The sequence below is a fragment of the Bacillus sp. FSL R5-0443 genome (genome assembly GCF_038608285.1).
GTDB classification, from domain to species: domain Bacteria; phylum Bacillota; class Bacilli; order Bacillales; family Bacillaceae; genus Bacillus; species Bacillus velezensis.
Genome location: NZ_CP152013.1, coordinates 3253322 through 3272128, shown reverse-complemented (window position 1 = coordinate 3272128; position 18807 = coordinate 3253322). Strand labels below are relative to the sequence as shown.

Sequence of the window (18807 nt, the reverse complement as noted above, 5' to 3'; positions counted from 1 at the left end):
ACTCTTTTTTTTTGTGGCAATCAGCGTTTTCCTTTAATGTAAGGGATGCCGTTGGCTTTAGGCGCATCCGCGCGGCCGATGAAGCCGGCAAGCGCGAGAATGGTCAGAATGTAAGGAGCCATCAGCATGTATACATTCGGAATGTCTTTGAACAGGGGCAAAAGCGAGCCGATAATGCTCAAACTCTGCGCAAACCCGAAGAACAGCGCCGCCCCGAGCGCGCCGATCGGATGCCATTTGCCGAAAACCAGCGCGGCGAGAGCGATAAAGCCTTGCCCGGAAATGGTGGAGTGCGTGAAATCAAGCGCGATCGTGGAAGCATATACACCGCCGCCGAGCCCGCCGAACAGCCCGCTGATCATGACGCCGATATAGCGCATGCCGAACACGTTGATTCCCATCGTATCGGCCGCCATCGGATGTTCCCCGACAGAACGGATGCGGAGGCCGAACGGCGTTTTGAATAAAATAAACCAGGAAACAAAGGCCAGTACGATGGCTAAAATCGACGTATAATATACGTCGGAAAAGAAAATCTTTCCTAAAACCGGAATATCGCTTAACCCGGGAATGTTCGTTTTGTAAAAGGGCTCCGGGATTTTATCAGTCTGCGCCTTTCCGTAGATCAGCTTGACGATAAACAGTGTCGCTCCTAACGCGAGCATATTGATCGCCACACCGGTTACCGTCTGATCGGCGCGGAAAGAAACCGCGGCGGCCGCGTGGATCAGTGAGAACAGTCCGCCGGCAATCATAGCCGCAGCCAAGGCGAGCCACGGAGCGGCGGCGCCAAGCTCGCGTCCGAAAAATAAGTTGAACATGACGCTTGTAAAGGCGCCGATAATCATCAGTCCCTCAAGACCGATGTTGACAACTCCCGATCTTTCAGAAAACACGCCGCCGAGAGCGGTTAAAATAAGCGGAGCCGCATATACGAGTGTTGCCGGGACAATAATGGATAAAATCTGCAGGAAGTCCACTTACTTCGCCCCCTTTTTCTTCAATTTATCAAGGATGAGACGGATGGCGTAGCTTGATGCCACAAACAAAATAATAATGGCGATGACGATGTCAACGACTTCAGAAGGCACCCCGGATTCAATCGGCATATTTAATGCCCCGACTTTAAGGCCGCCGAGAAGACATGCCGCCAGAACAACGCCGATTGCCGTGCTGCCGCCGAGAAGCGCAACCGCAATGCCGTCGAAGCCGACGCCGGTAAAGGCGCCCTTAACCGCCGCGTATTGAAAGGTTCCGAGTCCTTCCATCGCGCCGGCAAGCCCGGCGAAGGCGCCGGAAATCATCATGGCGTACATCATATTTTTTCTGACGCTCATTCCGGCGTATTGTGCGGCGTGCTGGTTAAAGCCGACAGCCCGGAATTCAAATCCGCTTTTTGTTTTATGAATGATAAACCACATGAGGACTGCCGCAAACAGAGCGATCAGAATGCCCCAGTGAAGGCGGGAGTAATCTGTCAGCTGCTCTAAAAACGGCGAGCGGAGCGACGCGCTTTCATGAATTTTGTCTGTTTTGTCCCGGTGGTCCGTCATGACATCGGAAATGAGATAATTGGTTAAATGAAGAGCGATATAATTCATCATGATCGTGACAATCACTTCGTGGACAAAAAAACGGGCTTTTAAAAATCCGGGAATCAGGCCCCAAATGCCGCCCGCAGCCGCAGCCGCCAATAACGAAAGCGGAAGGTGGATGTAAGCGGGGGCGTCAAAGGAAGCGCCGACCCACACCGCGGCGGTCCAGCCGACAAGGAGCTGTCCTTCAACCCCGATATTAAACAGGCCGGTCCGAAATGCGAATGCCACGGCCAATCCGGACAAAATATATGGCGTAATCTGCCGGATCGATTCCCCGATGTAATACACTTCACCGAAAATGCCGCTCCAAAGAGCCGAATACCCGCTTACGACATTGTAGCCGCTGGCGAGCATGATGACCGCACCCGCAGCTAATCCAAGGATGATCGCAATCAGCGGCACAGCCAGATGAGAAAGTCGATTAATCATGTGTTTTCCCCGCCTCCATTTGCTTACTTCCCGCCATTAAAAGTCCGAGCTCCTGCTCGTTTGTTTCAAGCGGATTGACGTTTGCGATGATGCTGCCTTCAAAGATGACGGCGATGCGATCGCTGAGATTCATTATTTCATCAAGTTCAAAAGATAACAGAAGCACCGCTTTACCGGCGTCACGCTGCTCAATGATCTTTTTATGGACGAATTCAATCGCGCCGACATCGAGTCCCCGCGTCGGCTGGGCCGCAATTAAAAGATCCGGATTTCTGTCCACTTCCCGGCCGATAATGGCCTTTTGCTGATTCCCCCCGGAGAGAGCGCGCGCAGGCGTATATTCATCAGGTGTTCTGACATCGTATTCTTTAATCAGGCTTCGCGCTTTGTCATAAATCGTGTGTTTATTTAATATGCCGAAAGAAGAGTAGGGCTTTTGGTAATAACTTTGCAGCACGATATTTTCTCCGATCGGAAAATCAAGGACGAGCCCGTGTTTATGCCTGTCCTGCGGAATATGCCCGATGCCGGCTTCAGTGACTTTCCTGGGCGGCATGTTTTGCAGCTGTTTGCCGTTTAACGTGATCGTGCCGGCATTCGTTTTTCTGAGACCTGTAATGGCTTCAATTAATTCAGACTGGCCGTTTCCGTCAACGCCCGCAATGCCGACGATTTCACCGGCTCTGACTGAGAGGGAGAGCTGTTTGACCGCCTCAACGCCGCGCGCGTCTTTAACCGTTACATCAGAAAGTGAAAGCACTTCTTGTTTCGGATCGGCCGCTTGTTTATCCGTCTTGAATGACACTTCGCGTCCGACCATAAGGCTTGCCAGTTCATCTTGATCCGTATGTGCGACATCGAGTGTTGTAATGCCTTTTCCTTTCCGGATGATGGTGACACGGTCGCAGACTTCCATAATCTCTTTTAATTTGTGGGTGATGAGGATAATTGATTTTCCTTCATTGACAAGATTTTTCATAATCTGAATCAGTTCTTGAATTTCGTGCGGGGTCAGTACCGCGGTCGGCTCGTCAAAAATGAGAATGTCGGCGCCCCGGTAGAGGGTCTTTAATATTTCCGCCCGCTGCTGCATACCGACGGAAATATCGGCAACTTTGGCTTCAGGATCAATGTGCAGGCCGTAACGGTCGGAAATATCGCGCACATCCCGGGCGGCGCGCTGTCTGTCAATTCGGCCGAATGTTTTCGGCTCTTTTCCGAGAATGATATTTTCTGAGACGGTAAAGGTATCCACAAGCATAAAATGCTGGTGCACCATCCCGATGCCGAGATCGTTGGCTTTGTTCGGGCTGTTGATGTGAACGCGTTCGCCCCGCACCCGGATCTCGCCTTTTTCCGGCTGATACAGGCCGAATAAAACGTTCATGAGTGTCGATTTACCGGCGCCGTTTTCACCGAGAAGGGCGTGTATTTCGCCTTTTTTTACTTGAAGCGTGACGTCATCATTGGCGACGATTCCGGGAAACTCCTTGCGTATATTAAGCATTTCAATGATATAATCCACCGATTTGACGCTCCTTTTCAGAGATACTTTGATGAGAAAGAGCTTGGCAAAAGAAAAGCTGCAAGAGATGCAGCTTTTCCTTCACCGCTCTTTTCATAAAAGAGAGGGGATAAGCACGGAAGTCTCCTTATCCCCTGATTCTTACTCAGCCTTGAAGGATTTCAATTCTTTTTCAGTTGAAGGGATCTCGAGTCCGTCCGCAATTTTCTTCTTCCAATCGTCTGTTGCTTTGATGACGTCGTCAGAAAGGTTTTCCTTGTGATCCGAGATGCCGACTGCATCTTGCGCCAAACCGTATGTTAATGTTTTGCCGCCCGGGAATTTGCCGTCACTCGCTTTTTTCGTTAAGTCCTCTACGGCTGTATCCACTTTTTTGACCATTGATGTGAGAGTGACATTGTCTTTTGTGCCTTTGACTTGACCTTCCGCGTACTGGTCTTTATCAACTCCGATGACCCATACGTTCCGCTTCGGATCTTCTTTTTTCAGATTTTTCGCTTCTGTGAAGACGCCCGTTCCCGTTGCGCCGGCCGCGTGATAAATGACGTCAACGCCTGATTTGTACATGCTTTCAGCCGTCGCCTTACCGACATCGGCTTTGTCAAATCCGCCCGCATATTTCACTTCGACGGTCGCTTTCGGATTTGCGGCTTGTACACCCGCACGGAAGCCGATTTCGAATTTTTTGATCAATTCAGACTCCATTCCGCCCACGAATCCGACTTTTCCCGTTTTGCTCGATAGCGCAGCGGCCGCTCCCACGAGGAATGAACCTTCCTGCTCTTTAAATGTAAGGCTCGCCACGTTGTCTTTTTTGACAACGGCGTCAATGATCGCAAAATTTGTGTCTTTGCGCTGATCGGCGATTTCGCTGATGGAATCCTGCATCAGATACCCGACGCCGTAAATCAGGTCAAAGTGTTCCCGCGCTAATTTATTTAAGTTCGTTGTATAATCTGCATCTGATTTTGATTGAAGATAGTCAAAACCGCTTTTGCCTTTTGTAAGCCCGTTGTCTTTTCCGAATGCCTGAATACCTTCCCAGGCGGACTGGTTAAATGATTTGTCATCGACACCGCCGATGTCCGTTACCATGCCGACGGTAAAGTTTTTGCTGCCGGAGCCGTTTGCTTTGTCACTTGAACCGCATGCGCTTAATATGGTTCCGGCCGCCGCGATGAGCGCCATCGCCATTCCGATTTTGCGTTTTTTCAAAGATATAACCCCCCTGTAAAATATGGCTGTGCCGTTCAATTCAGACTTGAGTCCCCGTACCGGATGCAGAATCGAAAAAACTTTCTGATAATAATGATGAGACGTCTCTCTTTTTCCCGCCTTGAGCGGCTGTCTCTTCCGGGTTCGGGACTTATGACTTATCTGAAAAGATCTGCTAACCAATCATAATTTATCATTTTACCCGCCATAAATAAATAGAAATTTGCTTATTTTTAAAAAAATATCAATTTTATGAATCGGCTTCCTCATCTGGATAAAACAGAGGAGGATCAGCCGGGTCATTATCCTTATATAGCATACAAAAAAGGAATCTCAAGCCTTTTGTCACGGGATATGACAGTAAAAAAGCACCGTTCACAGCGGGACGGCGCTTTTTGACATTATAAATATTGTTTGATGCTGCTGACATTGCCGGTGTTGATATGATATTGGAAGACGGGTCTGCCGATCGTGCCGTACGCCATCTCTACATTCAGCACTTGTATGTCTTCCAGAAATTTAAGGTATTTCCGGATGGAGACTTGCGAGATTTCAGTATGCTTGGCGAGATCTTCCGTGGTAAAAGAGCCGTCGCCGAAAGACTCAATGCTCGCCCAGATGAGTTTAAGCGTGCTTTTTGTCAATCCCTTCGGAAGGTGAACCTTTTCCGCCGCTTCTTTCTTTTGAAAAAGCTCGGCATCCAATTCTTTCTGTGTCATGCTTCTGTGTGATTGATAAACTTTCTGCTTGCGTCTGTAGTCGGAAAGAGCGGTTTGAAAGCGGTCAAATTCAAATGGTTTGATTAAATAATCGACGGCGCCGTACCGAAGCGTTTTTTTGATGACGTCCAGCTCGCTTGCGGCCGAAATGACGATGACATCAACCGATTCATTTTGTTTGCGGATTTCCGTTAATAGCTCAAGCCCGTTTTTTCCCGGCATGTAAATGTCAAGAAGGATGAGATCGATATGATGCTCGCTCAGCACGTGCAGCGCGCTTTGAAAGGATGATGCGATCCCTTTCAGCTGAAATCCTTCAATCTGGCTGAGATAGCGTTTATTTAATTCACCCACCATGGGGTCGTCTTCAACTATGAGTACATTAATCATCATTTTCCTCCTTCGGTTCATACGGAATGCGAAGACTGAAAGTCGTTCCTTCATTCTTTTCACTTGTCACAATCATATGGCCTTTTAAATTTTCTGTTGCCTGCTGGGTGAAATAGAGGCCGAACCCCCGGTTTGTCCCTTTCGTGGAATAACCTTGTTCAAAAATACGGGCTTGGTCTGCCGCAGACATTCCGGCTCCCGTGTCCGTAATCTCTATATCAAGCTGGCGATCCTGAAACCGCATCGAGCACGTAATGTTTTTTTTCGGCATCTGCGCCACCGCGTCGAGCGCGTTGTTTAACAGGTTTCCGATAATCGTAATAAGCTCATGGATGACGGCCGGATCTGCCGCATTCGGGATCAGGCTGCCGAGCTGAATGTCCAGATCAGCGCCCTGTTCGCGTATGTAGCTTTGTTTTCCTAGAAGAAACCCTGCGAGAACCGGACTTTTGACATCACTTATAATCTCGCTTGTTTCCGTCTTCTGCTGAATGGCAATGTCTTTAATGTAAGTGCCGAGATCATCGTATTCTTTTAACTGGACAAGCCCTAAAATAACATGAAGCTTATTCATGAATTCATGAGACTGGGCTCTTAATGCGTTTGCATACATTTTAACACCGGACAGCTGTTCTGCTAAATGTTTGACCTCCGTTTTGTCCCTGAACGTGGCGATCGCTCCGACGGTTTGTCCTTTTAGATGAATCGGAACCTCATTAAAGACCAGCTCAAGCCCGTTAATGCGGATATCCCTGTCCTGAAGCGGTTTTTTCGTTTCAATCACTTGTTTCAGCCGGCTTTTCGGGAGAATATCGTTCACATCTTGATCGACCGGATTAGTCGGAATACCCATTTTAATAAAAAGCCGTTTCGCTTCCGCATTGGCGAGCTTGATTTTTCCACGCGCGTCAACCGCCAGGATGCCTTCCTTCGTTGATTCGAGCATGGCGCTCCGCTCTTCCAGGAGGGTGGCGATTTCATAAGGCTCAAGACCGTACATAATGTTTTTGACGGTGCGGGCGACAATGACGGCTCCGATGACGCCGACAAAAATACTTACGCAGATGATGAAATAAAGCGGTCTCAAACTGTGGCTGACGACATCCTGTATTTTGTTAAGCGAAATTCCGACCGAAACGACGCCCACTTGTTTTTTATCTTTTCCATAGATCGGTACGAAGGCTCTCATGGATTTTCCGAGAGTTCCCGCTGATGTGCTCGTTTTGATATGCCCGTGCATCGCCGGCTGTTCATCTCCGCCGGTGAATTTCTTCCCGATTTTATTTGCGTCGGGGTGGGTGAGGCGGATGCTGTTCATATCCATCACCACGACAAATTCGGTTCCTGTCGTATGCTGGACGTCTAATGTATAATCCCGGAGCTCTTTCAGCCCTTTTCTTGTTTGCAATGCCCGCGCGACACTCGGTGTTTCCGCGACCAGCTTTGCGGTGCGCAGCGCGGTCGTCCGTTCTTCTTCTTTCACGCGGTCTGCTGTTTGGACGCTGATCGTGAAAAAGGTGATACAAAGTGCGATAAGGACGACAATACAGACAAATATCGTTAATCGGGTTTGCAATTTTAATGTTTTTTTCATAACAGCCTTCCTTACGTTTATCATTCCCGCGTTCTACTTTACTCCGAAAAAGCCGGTTTGTGAAGATCAGGCCCTTATTTCGTAAAAGTGAGGAAAAATGGTATTTTTTATCTTGTCAATGTGTTTTAAGTCCTCCATAATAAGTGAGGTAGATTACAGAAAGGGACTTTTTATATGAAAAATACTTATTGGACGGGTTATTTTCCGCTCGTTGCGATTCTGCTTTTTAGTTCGTCATTATCCATTTCTACCTCGCTTTATGTCATGAAGATACTTCAGACGCTCGGCATGTATCAGGGGATGCTGGATTATTTCTCTGAGAAAGGGATCAGACTGGCGCTTTTTGCAGCGTTCGCCCTTGTGTATTTTATGCTTTTTTCGGCTTTGAAGCTGATTGCAAACACAGTGACAGAGCTGTCTCTTTTGTTTTTCACAAATGACCCTGAAGGGGACAATCTGAAAAAAATCAGATTAGGCTCTTTAATTTATGTAGGCGGAGGAATTCTTTCCTTTGCGCTCGTGCAGAATGGTTTTTGGATTGCGGCGTTATTTGCCGTTGTTACGCTCGTTTATTTGATTTTCATGGTGTACAGAATCTATTCGACACTCTCGATCGTTTCGCTGATCGGTTTTATATTGCTTGAGATTCTGTTTTGGTTTACTTTTGTTATCGGTATTTTGTACATCTTTATCAAGCTTTATAATAGCATAATGGCTAGCTTACCTGTGTAAGCTAGCCATTTTTGTTAAGACAGAAATCTGTTTTTGATCTCAGGGGAGGGGAGCATGCATGCTTCCCTTTTTCCGAACCATTTGTAGCGGCGCCGGGCGATGAAAGAATAGGCTCTGTCCCTGAGGGGGCGGGGCACTGCGAAAAAAACCGCTGACAGCCGCCAGGCTCCGCGGAGATGACGGGAAACCTTTAACACGGCTGCGGATTTTTTGTATATCCGCCCGTTTTCGATAAAAATCATGCTGTCAAATTGTTCTGTCGGAAGTCCTTCTGATGCCAAAAGCTCCCGGGCGGTATCTGATTGCAATGAAGCAAATGAGATTTTGCCGGCCGGATCGCGTTTAATGATGAATTGAACGGCGCCGTTGCATAAGTTGCAGACGCCGTCAAACAAAAGTACGCGGTCCGGAAGCTGAGCTGGTTTCAAAGCGGATCCCCTCCGTTATCTTTAATAAGCTGCCTGCAGCGTGTTTTTCCAGATCGAAAGCTGAGGGCTTGCGTCATGAAGATATTCGACGCTTGACGGTGTATCCTTGCCGACCCATACCCCCATCGTATAAGCGTCCGTCAGGCCGACAAACCACATATCGTGATAGTCATTTGACGTTCCTGATTTTCCGCCGACGTACGGAGCTTTAAAGTTCGCTTTCTTTCCTGTACCGCTCTTGACGACGGCTTTCATCATTTCTTTGATCTGCATGTTGGTCCGCACGCTGAATACCTGCGTCGGCTCATCTTTCCATTTTAATATCGTTTTTCCTTTTAAATCAGTCACTTTTGTAATCGCGTGACTCGGCGTATAAACGCCGTTGTTGCCGAACGTGGTGTACGCATTGGTCATTTCAAGCGGCGTCATGCCGTTTGTAAAACCGCCAAGCGCCGCAGGCAGACGGTAATCCGCGCTGACCAGCTTCGCGAAATGAAACGGTTCAAGGTAGCTGAACGCCTTATTGACGCCGACGCGGTCCATGATTCTGATGGCCGGTGTGTTGTACGAGTATTTAAACGCCGTTTCCAGCGTGACCGTACCGTACGTGCGGTTATTGTAGTTTTGCGGACAGTAATCCGCACTGCAGAATTTGCTTGCGTCAATCTTGCTGTGTGGCGTTGCGCCGGTCTTTTCAATGTAAGGTCCGTAATCAAGCAGCGGCTTAATGGATGAACCGGGCTGTCTGTATGCCTGATAGGCACGGTTGAAATCATATTTGTGGTAATCTTTCCCGCCTGAAAGCGCGATAATCTGATGTGTCTGATGATTAATCACGGCCGCTCCGCCTTGGACGCCTGCATACGGCAGATTTTGATTCACTTGGGCGACGACCTGGTTTTGCATATACGGATTCAGCGCCGTATAAATCTTCACGCCGTCTTTTAACAATGTGCTGACTCTGTCTGAAAGCTCACTCTGTATTTTTTGTTTCGCCTTTCCGGAAGCTTTTTCAAGACGTTTGTCATAGCCTTCGGATGATGAAACAAGCTGTGTGAATTCATCATTTACATAGGAAACATAGTCAGGATATTTATTTGTTTTTTCGTTTATATCAAGCTTGATCTTTTCCTTTTCGGCTTTTTTCAGCTGTTTCCCGGATATAACGCCTGCTTTTTTTAATCCGTTAAGCAATCTGACTTGTCGTTTTTTCGTATAATCAAAATGCTTGAGAGGATCATATAATGTAGGGTTATTAGGGATGGCGCAGATAAAGGCCATTTCTCCCAAAGTGAGAGATTTCAGCGGCTTGCTGAAATAAAATTGTGCCGCCGAACCGACACCGTATACGCCGTTATTAAAATAAATCGTATTTAAGTAGCCTTCTAAAATCTCATCTTTGCTGTATTTTTTCTCAAGCTGATAGGAATAGGCCAGCTCCGTCAGTTTTCGGCTGAAGGTGCGTTCATGGCTTAAATACACATTCCTTGCCAGCTGCTGGGTGATGGTGCTGGCGCCCTGATCAATTTTATGATCTTTGAAATTGGAGGCGGCCGCCCTGACCATCCCCATAAAGTCAAACCCTTTATGCTCATAAAAATGACGGTCTTCAGAGGTTAAAAACAGTTGTTTTACCTCATTCGGTATTTTATTAAAGGGCACGATCACGCGGTTCTCATGATCGCTGACAATCTCAGAAACAAGGCTTCCGTCCCTGTCATACATGTAACTGTTTTGAACCAGGTTGATCGCTTTTAAATCAATATGTTTATCGAGCACCTGATCAAAAGGCTTGATTTGTTTTACCTCTTTGCCGGAAGCAATAACTGTAAATGCACACAACGGGATAATGCCGAGCAGCAAAATCCATCCGATTATTTTACGTACCATGGTCACTCTCTTTTCTCCTGATTTCTAGCCATATCGTATCATTCTTTTAAGAATACGAGAAGGTTAAATTTAGAAGAAATCGTGATCGCTGCCGGTCAGCCCGCATTTGACGCTGTATCCTTTTGCAGATGTCCCGCCATCCATAAGAGCCCCGCGCCTATTAAAAAGAGAAAGGCGGTGACGTAGAAAGCAGCCGAAATGGAAAAACCGCTCGAGACCGCACCTCCGAGCAGAGGGCCGAGCACATTTCCGAGAAAACGAAAGCTGACGTTATAGCCGAGCACCTCTCCCTGGATGCTGCCCGGCGCCCTGACGCGGATTGCGGCCGTAATGCAGGGGAGCGTGCCGCCCATGACCATGCCGAACAGAAATCTGAAGACTAACAGAATGGAGAGGGAGGAGGCGAGCGCCTGCGGAATGAAAAACACCGCTGAGGCAATCAAAAGCACGATTAAAATCCGGCTGTGGCCGAAGCGGTCGCCGAAGTCCCCCCATTTCCGGGCAAGCAATAAGCTTCCGAGTCCGGTCGCTGAAAACGCCATTCCGGAGAAAAAAGCTAAATTAACAGGTCCGTGCAGCTCATTGACATATAAAGCGAGCAGCGGCTGAATGCTGAAATTGCCGGTCTGCACGATCATAGTAAGCACCATCATCGCCCAAAGCGCGGGCTGGTGAAAAATATAGGAGAGCACCTGTTTTCTGGAATAGGTTTTCCGCTTGTTTTGTTTCTCGCCGAGCGGCTGCTCATTGACCTGAAATAAAACGAGAAGCACGGATGCGAAAATGACAAAAGACGTAATAAAAAATGTGTACGTAAACCCGAAGCTGTCAGCGAGCAGCCCGCCCAGCATCGGTCCGAATAAAGTGCCTGACACCTGACCCATCTGCAGCGTGCCGAGCGTCTTCCCGGCAGTCTCTTTCGGCGTCTGCGCCGAAATCATGGCAAGCGATGTCGGAACAAAGCCTGTTACTAGACCCATAAGCAGCCGCAGGACAAACAGCTGATAAACGGATGTCACAAACCCCATCAATAAAATGCTGACGGCAATGCCGGTTCCTGTAATCAAGAGAATTTTTTTGTAGCCGCGCTTATCGCCGAATCTGCCCCAAAACGGGGAAATCACAAACGCCATTAAAAACGTGACGCCGAACACATACCCGCTCCATCTCTGCACATACCCGCCCGAATGAGGGCTGATCGTTTCGATGTATAACGAAAGAAACGGAACAATCATGGTCATGCTGGCGGAAATAAAGAAATTTGTAATCCAAATGACGACGAAGTTCTTCTTACGGACAGAAATAACATCACCTTCTTTACTTTTCGCGTATCTAATCATTAGTATATAGGAATGAATCCGGTATTTGTATTTTCGATGCGGATATAGGAAAATTCATTATTTTTAGAAAATGGAGAAAGTTTCAGAGGGGAAACTGATATACTATCATAAAATATCATTTTTGATCGGAGGAAAGGCAGGTGTAAAAAAAGTGGATCAGCGCAGTCTGCTCATTATTGATTTTGAATTTACAATGCCTGACGGAAAATACAGCCCGCAAAATTTCTTTCCCGAGATTATTGAAGCGGGGATTGTCAAGACGGTGAATGATGAAGTGACTGAAACGTTTTCGAGTTATATCAAACCGAAAAAATTTCCGAAGCTGACGAAACGATGCAAAACCTTTCTGAATATCACCCAAAAAGACGTGGACGGCGGAATCACGTTTAATGAATTCATCCGCAAATTAAATGAGCTTGATCCTGATAAAAACTGTACGATCGTCACCTGGGGCAATATGGATATGAAAGTGTTAAAGCAAAATTGCATGTTTAACCATATCCCTTTTCCGTTCAAAGGAGAACTTCGGGATCTGTCCCTTGAATACAAAAACTTCTTCGGCGACAGAACATTGACCGGCCTTTGGAAAGCGGCAGAAGAGTATGGCGATAAAGGGACGGGCACGCATCATAAAGCGCTGGATGATGCGCGGACGACATACAAATTATTCAAGCTTGTCGAGCGGGATAAACAATATCTTGAAAAACCGAAACCTCCGACGATCGGTGATCGCGTCGATCTGACTGAACTGTTTCGCCGGGCCACATAAAAAAACCCAATCATGCCGACTGGGTCAAGTTCTTTTAAAATAGTCACGCTCTAACGCGGCCAAGTTGTCGAGCGAACGTTCCGCCCATTCTGAGCCGTCCGCTGTAAGCTGATCTTTCAGCCGGGCAGACGCTGCTTGTAAGGAAGCCGTATAATCAGGCACCTCGCCATCAAACGGTTTGACCATCTGATGCGGTATGTTTGTCTGTTCCCCGAATGCAAGCGCTCTTCTTTCATGAAAAAACGGAACATCCGCCTGCTTCGGATGATGAAGATCTCCTTGAGCGGGATGCGTCAGAACGGCTTTAATTTTCACTAAATAGTGATTGGGCCTGACGTCTGTCACTTCCCCTATGTATGCTCCTGTTTTATAAAACCCTTTTACGATTGTGCCGATTTCAAACGTATTCATAGCGTTCACCTCTCTCTAGTTATTCTATAAAAGATCAACGCGGTTGGCTAGTGAACAGCTGCCGGAAGCCTGACTGAGGCCGTTGTGCCCGAGTGCTCGCCGCTGGTGAAACAGACGGAGCCTTCATGATGCTGAATAATCGAGAATGTCACGGTAAGCCCGAGCCCGGTGCCGTTCGTTTTCAGCGTATAATATGGCTTGCCGAGTTTCTGCAGTTCTTCATCGGACATGCCGATTCCGTTATCCGTAATCTGAATGAGAATTATCTCTTCCTGTTTTTGGACGGAGACCTCGATTCGGCCGTTTTCAGAGGGCACAGCTTCAATACTGTTTTTAATCAGATTAATGAAGGCCTGTTTCAGTTTTTTTACATCGCCGAACACATATAAATCAGGCTCGCTTTGAACAGTCACGGTCACCGATTTAAAATTGGCATAAGACTCCATTAAGGAACCTGTTTCCTTTACGAGCAGAGAAATATCAAACTTTTCTTTTTCATAGTCATCCTGCTTCGCCATATCGAGATAATTCGTAATGATCGTCTGAGCCCGGTCGAGTTCGGACAGCACAAGTTTCTGATATCCGGAGTGGGATTTGTCCTGAAGCTGCTCGCCGCTGAACAGCAGCTGCACAAAACCTCTGACGACCGTAAGCGGATTGCGGACTTCATGGGCGACGCTTGCCGCAAGCTCGCTGACGACGGCCATTTTTTCTGAGTGAATCAGCCTTGCCCGCATGGACGCATTCTCATCAATGATCTCAATCAAATAAATGCACAGCAAAAGGGCGCTGACTTGAAAAAAAACAGATACTGCCGCCTCATAATAAACGGAAGATGGATTTTGAAAATTGAAAATATTGGTCGCGGAATAGATGAAGACAGATGCGGTTAATAAGGCGGTTTCAGTGCAGCCGATGAGAAGAGCGAAAAGCAGTTTCTTCCGCTTTGAAAAAAAAGGCCATTTCGTTTGGAGCTGGATAGGGATGATGATTAAAAAAGGAATTAAGGATAAGAAAAAAAGAGCGGAAGGTTCAAACCATATGAGCTGAAAAAAAACGGATGCCGCCCCTGCGGCAAGTCCTGCGGCGGTACCGGAATAAAGCAGGCAGACGATAATGGGAATCAGCTGCAAACCGTAACGGACGGAATGAAGCTCCTGGATGGGAAAAGCCGTACATAATAAGGAAGATGACGCTGCAAATACGGCGACCAGCAGGCGGTTCGCTCTCGGCACAAGCAAATCGGGCTTGCTGAGCCAGAAGACTTGATAAAGAAAAATAGGGAATAAAATAAAAGAGAAGTGAAGCAGGTAATCCTTTACAATCTCCATTTATGCGAAATCCTTTCCTATGTAAATATGAATCTATTATAACATCTTTACCGGAAAAAAAAGTATATATTTCTCTAAAGCGAACGCCCTTATCTCATCTGATAAAGGCGTTCTTTCCGCTGCTAAGCGAGCGCTGCTTTCATTCTCTCAAGCCCTTCTTTTACGGCGGCGGCTGAACAGCCGACATTAAGTCTCATAAATCCTTCGCCGCCCGGTCCGTATTTTGTTCCCGGCTCTAATATGATTTTCCCTTTTTTGAGCATTCTTTCTTTGAGCTCGGCATCCGAAAATCCGTATTCGCTGAAATCCATCCAGATCAAATAGGAAGCGTCAGGCTTCATCATGCGGACTTTCGGCAATTCTTTTCTTAAAAAGTCCTCAGCCAATTTCATATTCCCTTCAATGTAAGGAATCAGCGCGTCAAGCCAAGGGCCTCCCTTTGTATAGGCCGCTTCGATTGCTGCAACCGCAAATGTGTTGAGGCTGGAAATTCCGTTCTGATGCAATGCGGCGGAGAATTTCGCCCGCTTATACCGATCGGGAATGATAATGGCGGATGCCTGAATCCCGGCAATATTAAACGTCTTGCTCGGCGCGACACAAGTAACGGAAATCCGCGCAAACTCCTCAGACAGAGAAGCGAAAGTCGTATGCGGCTTTCCGTACAGCATCAAGTCGGAATGTATCTCGTCAGAAACGACGGTGACGTTATGGGCGGCGCACAGCGATCCGAGCTTCATAAGCTCATCCCGGCTCCACGCTCTGCCGGACGGATTGTGGGGATTACAAAGAATCATCAGCTTGACCTCAGAATCGTTCAGCTTTTTCTCAAGATCCTCAAAATCCATACAGTAGACGCCGTTTTCTTCCCGTAACGGGTTATGTAAAACCTGCCGTTTGTTTTCCTTGATCATCTGATAAAAAGGCGTATACACTGGTGATTGAATCAACACCGGATCGCCCGGTTCGGTAAAGGCTTGTACGGCCATGCTGATTGCCGTGACAACACCGGGACTGAACGCGATGTTTGCGGGATCGGGCCGGTAGCCGTGCCGCGTCTCAAGCCATGAAGCGACGGCTTCTCTTGTGTTTTCGTCAGGAGACGTGTAACCGAATATACCGTGGTCAAGGCGGGCTTTTAAGGCGTCAGTGACCGCTTCGGGAGCGCGGAAATCCATATCGGCAACCCACATCGGAAGCGCATCCGATACGCCGAATAACGCTTCCGCCTTGTCCCATTTCACCGATTGTGTGCCAAGACGGTTTTCTCGAAGATCAAAGTTCATGTATGTCACTCCTGTAGTATCATTATTTTGCACAGCGTATCTATGATAAAATAGAATTGCAAACTTTATTATAAGCGGTGATGAAAATGGAAGAAAGCCAAGCGGTCATGGAAATGATGAAAATCATTGCCAAGTGGGACCCGTTTAAATATGGAGAAGATTTTTATGAGACAGAAGCCGTCGACATCGTTCAGGCCGTCTACAGTGAAGACCGTGCCGACAAGCTGGCAGCAGCCATTCAGGATATCTTTGAAGCTTCATTTGAGCAAAAGCTTCCGATCGAAGGCTGCCAAAAGGCCGCCGAGCAGCTTCTGTTCATAAAAGAAAGCAGCTCCTGCACCCCTTAAAAACCGGCGGTTTCGCCGGTTTTTTTATTGAATAAATTCAAAAATCCGCTCCGAAACAAACTCCGGGCGCTCTTCGGGTACGAGGTGCCCCGTATCCTTGAGTGAATACAGAATGGAATCCGGCAGGTCGTCATGAAGCCGTTTTCCGACTGAGACCGGAACGACACGGTCTTCTTCTCCCCAGATTAAAAGAGCGGGGTTTTGCACTTTCTTCAAATCCTCGGGCTCTAAATCGCCCTCCCTGTGTCTGATAAACCTTGTCATCGCTTTGAAAATCTGGCGGTCTGTAAATGGTTTTTCGTAACCGTCAATCATTTCCTGATCGATAAGCGTCCGGTCGTGAACGACATTTAACAGGTTGTTCAGCACGCCGTCTTTTGAAAGCCAATACTTAAGATACAGGTCAAAACAAGGGAGATGCGTCCCGAATATAATCGACGGGTGCGAGCGCTTTAAATACCCCGAGCTGCACAGCAGGACGATTTTAGAAAAAAGCTCGGGTCTGAGAAGAGACGCGGATAAGGAAATCTGGCCGCCCATTGAATGGCCGATGAGTGCGGCCCGGCTGATACCGAGCTTTTCCAGAAGTCCGATCAGAAGCTTGGCGAGGTTTGCGTAAGTATATACGAAAGTCCGTGACTTTTCCGATTGCCCGAAAGGAGGCAGGTCAACGGCGATAATATCATAATGGTTTCTGAGCAGCGGGATCAGTTTTCTGAAGCTGAATGCCGAAGATAAAAAACCGTGTACGCAGACGAGTGTCTGTCTGCCGGGATTTTCATAATGCTCGTAATACAGCTCAACTCCGTCTATCGCGGCCCGTTTAATCGGTGAAACAGCTTCCATGAGAGCCTTCGCCGTCCTTTCTTTGTTGTAATGTAAAGGCTTTTTTGATTGTCAGATTTTAGCTCTGGTTTCTTTCGGGTTTTTCTTAGCATTTGTCGAAAATCGTGATATAATGTCATGAAGATTTTTGATAATGCAAAGGTGTGAAACGTATGAAGCTGACCGAAAAAGAAACAGAAATATTAGAAATTTTAGACGAAAACAGCCGCGTTGATGCGGAAACGATTGCGAAAATGGCAAACATTCCCGCTGAAGAAGTCAAAAGCATCATTGAAAAGCTTGAAAAGGAAAAAGTCATCATTGATTATGCGGCGATGATCGACTGGCGCAAAGTCGACGGTTTGGAAGGCGTCACGGCGATGATTGACGTAAAAGTCACTCCGAAACGAAATGTCGGCTTTGATGAAGTCGCTGAGCGGATATACAGATTCCAGGAAGTTGAATCAGTGTACCTGATGTCAGGGGTGTATGACTTATCTGTCGTTATTCGCGGCAACACGATGTCAGACGTGGCAAGCTTCGTGTCTGAAAAATTGTCCACCCTTGAGTCTGTCGTTTCCACGACAACGCACTTCATCCTGAAAAAATATAAGCATGACGGCAAAGTCTTTGAAAGCGGAGACGATGACAAAAGAATCGTGGTGTCTCCGTAAATGGAAACGAAGACTTCTTATTTATCTGACTACGTGCAGCAGATTAAACCGTCAGGCATCCGCAAGTTCTTTGATCTGGCCGCTACGATGGAAGGCGTCATTTCACTGGGAGTGGGAGAGCCTGACTTTGTGACGGCCTGGAACGTGAGGGAAGCGAGTATTCTTTCTTTAGAACAGGGTTATACGGCTTATACGGCAAATGCGGGTCTTTATGAACTGAGAGAAGAAATCAGCCGCTACTTAGATCAGCGGTTCGGCCTGAGTTATTCACCTGACAGTGAACTGATCGTTACTGTAGGGGCAAGCCAGGCGCTTGATCTCGCTGTCCGCGCCATTATGAATCCTGGAGAGGAAATGTTAATTCCCGAACCGTGTTTTGTCGCATATGAATCACTCGTGACCTTGACGGGGGCGAAGCCGGTGCCGATTCAGACTGTCGCTGCAAAAGGTTTCAAAGCATCAGCCGCCGATTTTGAAGCGGCCCTGACGGACAAAACAAAAGCGCTGCTTCTATGCTCGCCGTCAAATCCGACAGGTTCCGTCTATTCGAAAGAAGAGCTTGAATCCATCGCTGCTTTCGCTGAAAAACACGACTTGATCGTGCTTGCTGATGAAATTTATGCCGAGCTGACGTATGATGAGCCATTCACGAGCATGGGGGCCATCCGCGGCATGAAGGAACGCACGGTTCTTATTTCCGGCTTCTCCAAAGCATTTGCCATGACGGGGTGGAGACTCGGATTTACGGCGGCGCCTCCCGTGATCAGGGATGCGATGCTCAAAATTCATCAGCACGCGATGATGTGCGCGCCTTCCATGGCTCAGTACGCGGCGCTTGAAGGGCTGAAAAACGGCCAGGAAGACGTCGAAAGAATGAAGAAAAGCTATCGGAGACGCCGAAACCTGATTGTGGAGACATTGAACGAAATCGGACTCAGCTGCCACCACCCCGGCGGAGCATTTTACGCCTTTCCTTCCATTCAGTCGACCGGCATGAGTTCAGAAGAATTCGCGGAACAGCTGCTCATTGAAGAAAAAGTAGCCGTCGTTCCGGGGAATGTATTCGGCCCGAGCGGCGAAGGCTACATCAGATGTTCCTATGCGACATCCATTGAGCAGATTCAGGAAGCGCTCGTCAGAATTAAACGGTTTGTTGAAAAAAGGGCATAAAAAAAGATACGAACCCGGTTCGCATCCAAATAAAAGGGGGGAATACTAGAAAGCCTTCGTAATCATAGTATACCCCCCTTTATCTGTGCCTAAACATGATCATGTAAAAAAGTTCTCTTTGCGAAAAACAAACT

18 protein-coding genes are annotated in these 18807 nt (G+C 47.5%); 5 read left to right on the top strand and 13 right to left on the bottom strand.

Annotation, left to right across the window (positions count from 1 at the left end; genetic code table 11):
• Window positions 1–20 precede the first annotated feature (20 nt).
• From nupQ to malK, 6 genes are all read right to left on the bottom strand, one after another.
• A complete protein-coding gene (nupQ, locus tag NYE28_RS16475) occupies window positions 21–980 on the bottom strand; it encodes a guanosine ABC transporter permease NupQ (RefSeq protein WP_003152071.1) in 960 nt (319 codons plus the stop codon).
• Complete coding sequence (locus tag NYE28_RS16470) at window positions 981–2027, bottom strand: ABC transporter permease (protein ID WP_012118308.1); 1047 nt, start codon at window positions 2025–2027, stop codon at window positions 981–983.
• Window positions 2020–3552, bottom strand: a complete 1533-nt coding sequence (locus NYE28_RS16465; protein WP_059367921.1) for an ABC transporter ATP-binding protein — start codon at window positions 3550–3552, stop codon at window positions 2020–2022. The genes NYE28_RS16470 and NYE28_RS16465 overlap by 8 nt, the downstream gene beginning before the upstream one ends.
• 141 nt (window positions 3553–3693) lie before the next feature.
• The gene (locus tag NYE28_RS16460; protein WP_007408665.1) at window positions 3694–4767 is read right to left on the bottom strand and encodes a BMP family protein; all 1074 of its coding nucleotides are present in this window, start codon (window positions 4765–4767) and stop codon (window positions 3694–3696) included.
• A 401-nt stretch (window positions 4768–5168) separates the two neighbouring features.
• Window positions 5169–5876 (bottom strand): response regulator, encoded by a 708-nt coding sequence (locus tag NYE28_RS16455; protein ID WP_003152077.1) that lies wholly within the window; start codon window positions 5874–5876, stop codon window positions 5169–5171.
• Window positions 5869–7470 carry a malate sensor histidine kinase MalK gene (gene malK, locus NYE28_RS16450; RefSeq protein ID WP_012118305.1) on the bottom strand — a complete coding sequence of 534 codons (1602 nt, stop codon included), beginning with the start codon at window positions 7468–7470 and terminating at the stop codon, window positions 5869–5871. Before malK ends, NYE28_RS16455 begins: the two co-directional genes overlap by 8 nt.
• A 174-nt stretch (window positions 7471–7644) precedes the next feature.
• Between malK and NYE28_RS16445 the strand changes: the two genes are divergently transcribed.
• Window positions 7645–8202, top strand: coding sequence for a YufK family protein (locus tag NYE28_RS16445; RefSeq protein ID WP_007408662.1), 558 nt, complete (start codon window positions 7645–7647; stop codon window positions 8200–8202).
• 14 nt (window positions 8203–8216) lie between these two features.
• Here the strand turns inward: NYE28_RS16445 and NYE28_RS16440 are convergent, their stop codons facing one another.
• The 3 genes from NYE28_RS16440 to NYE28_RS16430 all read right to left on the bottom strand — a co-directional run bounded on the left by NYE28_RS16440 (window position 8217) and on the right by NYE28_RS16430 (window position 11860).
• Entirely contained in the window at window positions 8217–8630 is a 414-nt protein-coding gene (locus tag NYE28_RS16440) for a thiol-disulfide oxidoreductase DCC family protein (protein WP_007408661.1), read from the bottom strand.
• A gap of 21 nt (window positions 8631–8651) precedes the next feature.
• Entirely contained in the window at window positions 8652–10526 is a 1875-nt protein-coding gene (locus tag NYE28_RS16435; RefSeq protein WP_012118304.1) for a transglycosylase domain-containing protein, read from the bottom strand.
• Window positions 10527–10615: 89 nt separating this feature from the next.
• Entirely contained in the window at window positions 10616–11860 is a 1245-nt protein-coding gene (locus NYE28_RS16430) for a multidrug efflux MFS transporter (RefSeq protein WP_205829091.1), read from the bottom strand.
• 151 nt (window positions 11861–12011) lie between these two features.
• Here NYE28_RS16430 and kapD point away from each other — a divergent pair, with 151 nt between their 5' ends.
• Entirely contained in the window at window positions 12012–12629 is a 618-nt protein-coding gene (kapD, locus tag NYE28_RS16425; protein ID WP_003152084.1) for a 3'-5' exonuclease KapD, read from the top strand.
• 24 nt (window positions 12630–12653) lie between these two features.
• Here the strand turns inward: kapD and NYE28_RS16420 are convergent, their stop codons facing one another.
• From NYE28_RS16420 to NYE28_RS16410, 3 genes are all read right to left on the bottom strand, one after another.
• On the bottom strand, window positions 12654–13040 hold the full coding sequence (locus NYE28_RS16420) for a kinase-associated lipoprotein B (protein ID WP_015240473.1): 387 nt from the start codon (window positions 13038–13040) through the stop codon (window positions 12654–12656).
• A 47-nt stretch (window positions 13041–13087) separates the two neighbouring features.
• Window positions 13088–14371: a HAMP domain-containing sensor histidine kinase gene (locus NYE28_RS16415; RefSeq protein WP_043020761.1), complete on the bottom strand. Its 1284-nt coding sequence runs from the start codon at window positions 14369–14371 to the stop codon at window positions 13088–13090.
• A gap of 122 nt (window positions 14372–14493) precedes the next feature.
• Window positions 14494–15657 (bottom strand): MalY/PatB family protein, encoded by a 1164-nt coding sequence (locus NYE28_RS16410; RefSeq protein ID WP_100001580.1) that lies wholly within the window; start codon window positions 15655–15657, stop codon window positions 14494–14496.
• A gap of 86 nt (window positions 15658–15743) precedes the next feature.
• Here NYE28_RS16410 and NYE28_RS16405 point away from each other — a divergent pair, with 86 nt between their 5' ends.
• On the top strand, window positions 15744–16004 hold the full coding sequence (locus NYE28_RS16405) for a DUF1871 family protein (RefSeq protein WP_003152094.1): 261 nt from the start codon (window positions 15744–15746) through the stop codon (window positions 16002–16004).
• Window positions 16005–16028: 24 nt separating this feature from the next.
• Here the strand turns inward: NYE28_RS16405 and NYE28_RS16400 are convergent, their stop codons facing one another.
• Complete coding sequence (locus NYE28_RS16400; RefSeq protein ID WP_007408654.1) at window positions 16029–16850, bottom strand: alpha/beta hydrolase; 822 nt, start codon at window positions 16848–16850, stop codon at window positions 16029–16031.
• A 152-nt stretch (window positions 16851–17002) separates the two neighbouring features.
• On the opposite strand from NYE28_RS16400, the gene NYE28_RS16395 reads away from it, so the two are divergent.
• Both NYE28_RS16395 and NYE28_RS16390 read left to right on the top strand, forming a co-directional pair.
• The gene (locus tag NYE28_RS16395) at window positions 17003–17503 is read left to right on the top strand and encodes an Lrp/AsnC family transcriptional regulator (protein WP_003152098.1); all 501 of its coding nucleotides are present in this window, start codon (window positions 17003–17005) and stop codon (window positions 17501–17503) included.
• On the top strand, window positions 17504–18673 hold the full coding sequence (locus NYE28_RS16390) for an aminotransferase (protein WP_043020763.1): 1170 nt from the start codon (window positions 17504–17506) through the stop codon (window positions 18671–18673). It begins immediately after the preceding gene.
• The last annotated feature ends 134 nt before the right edge of the window (window positions 18674–18807 follow it).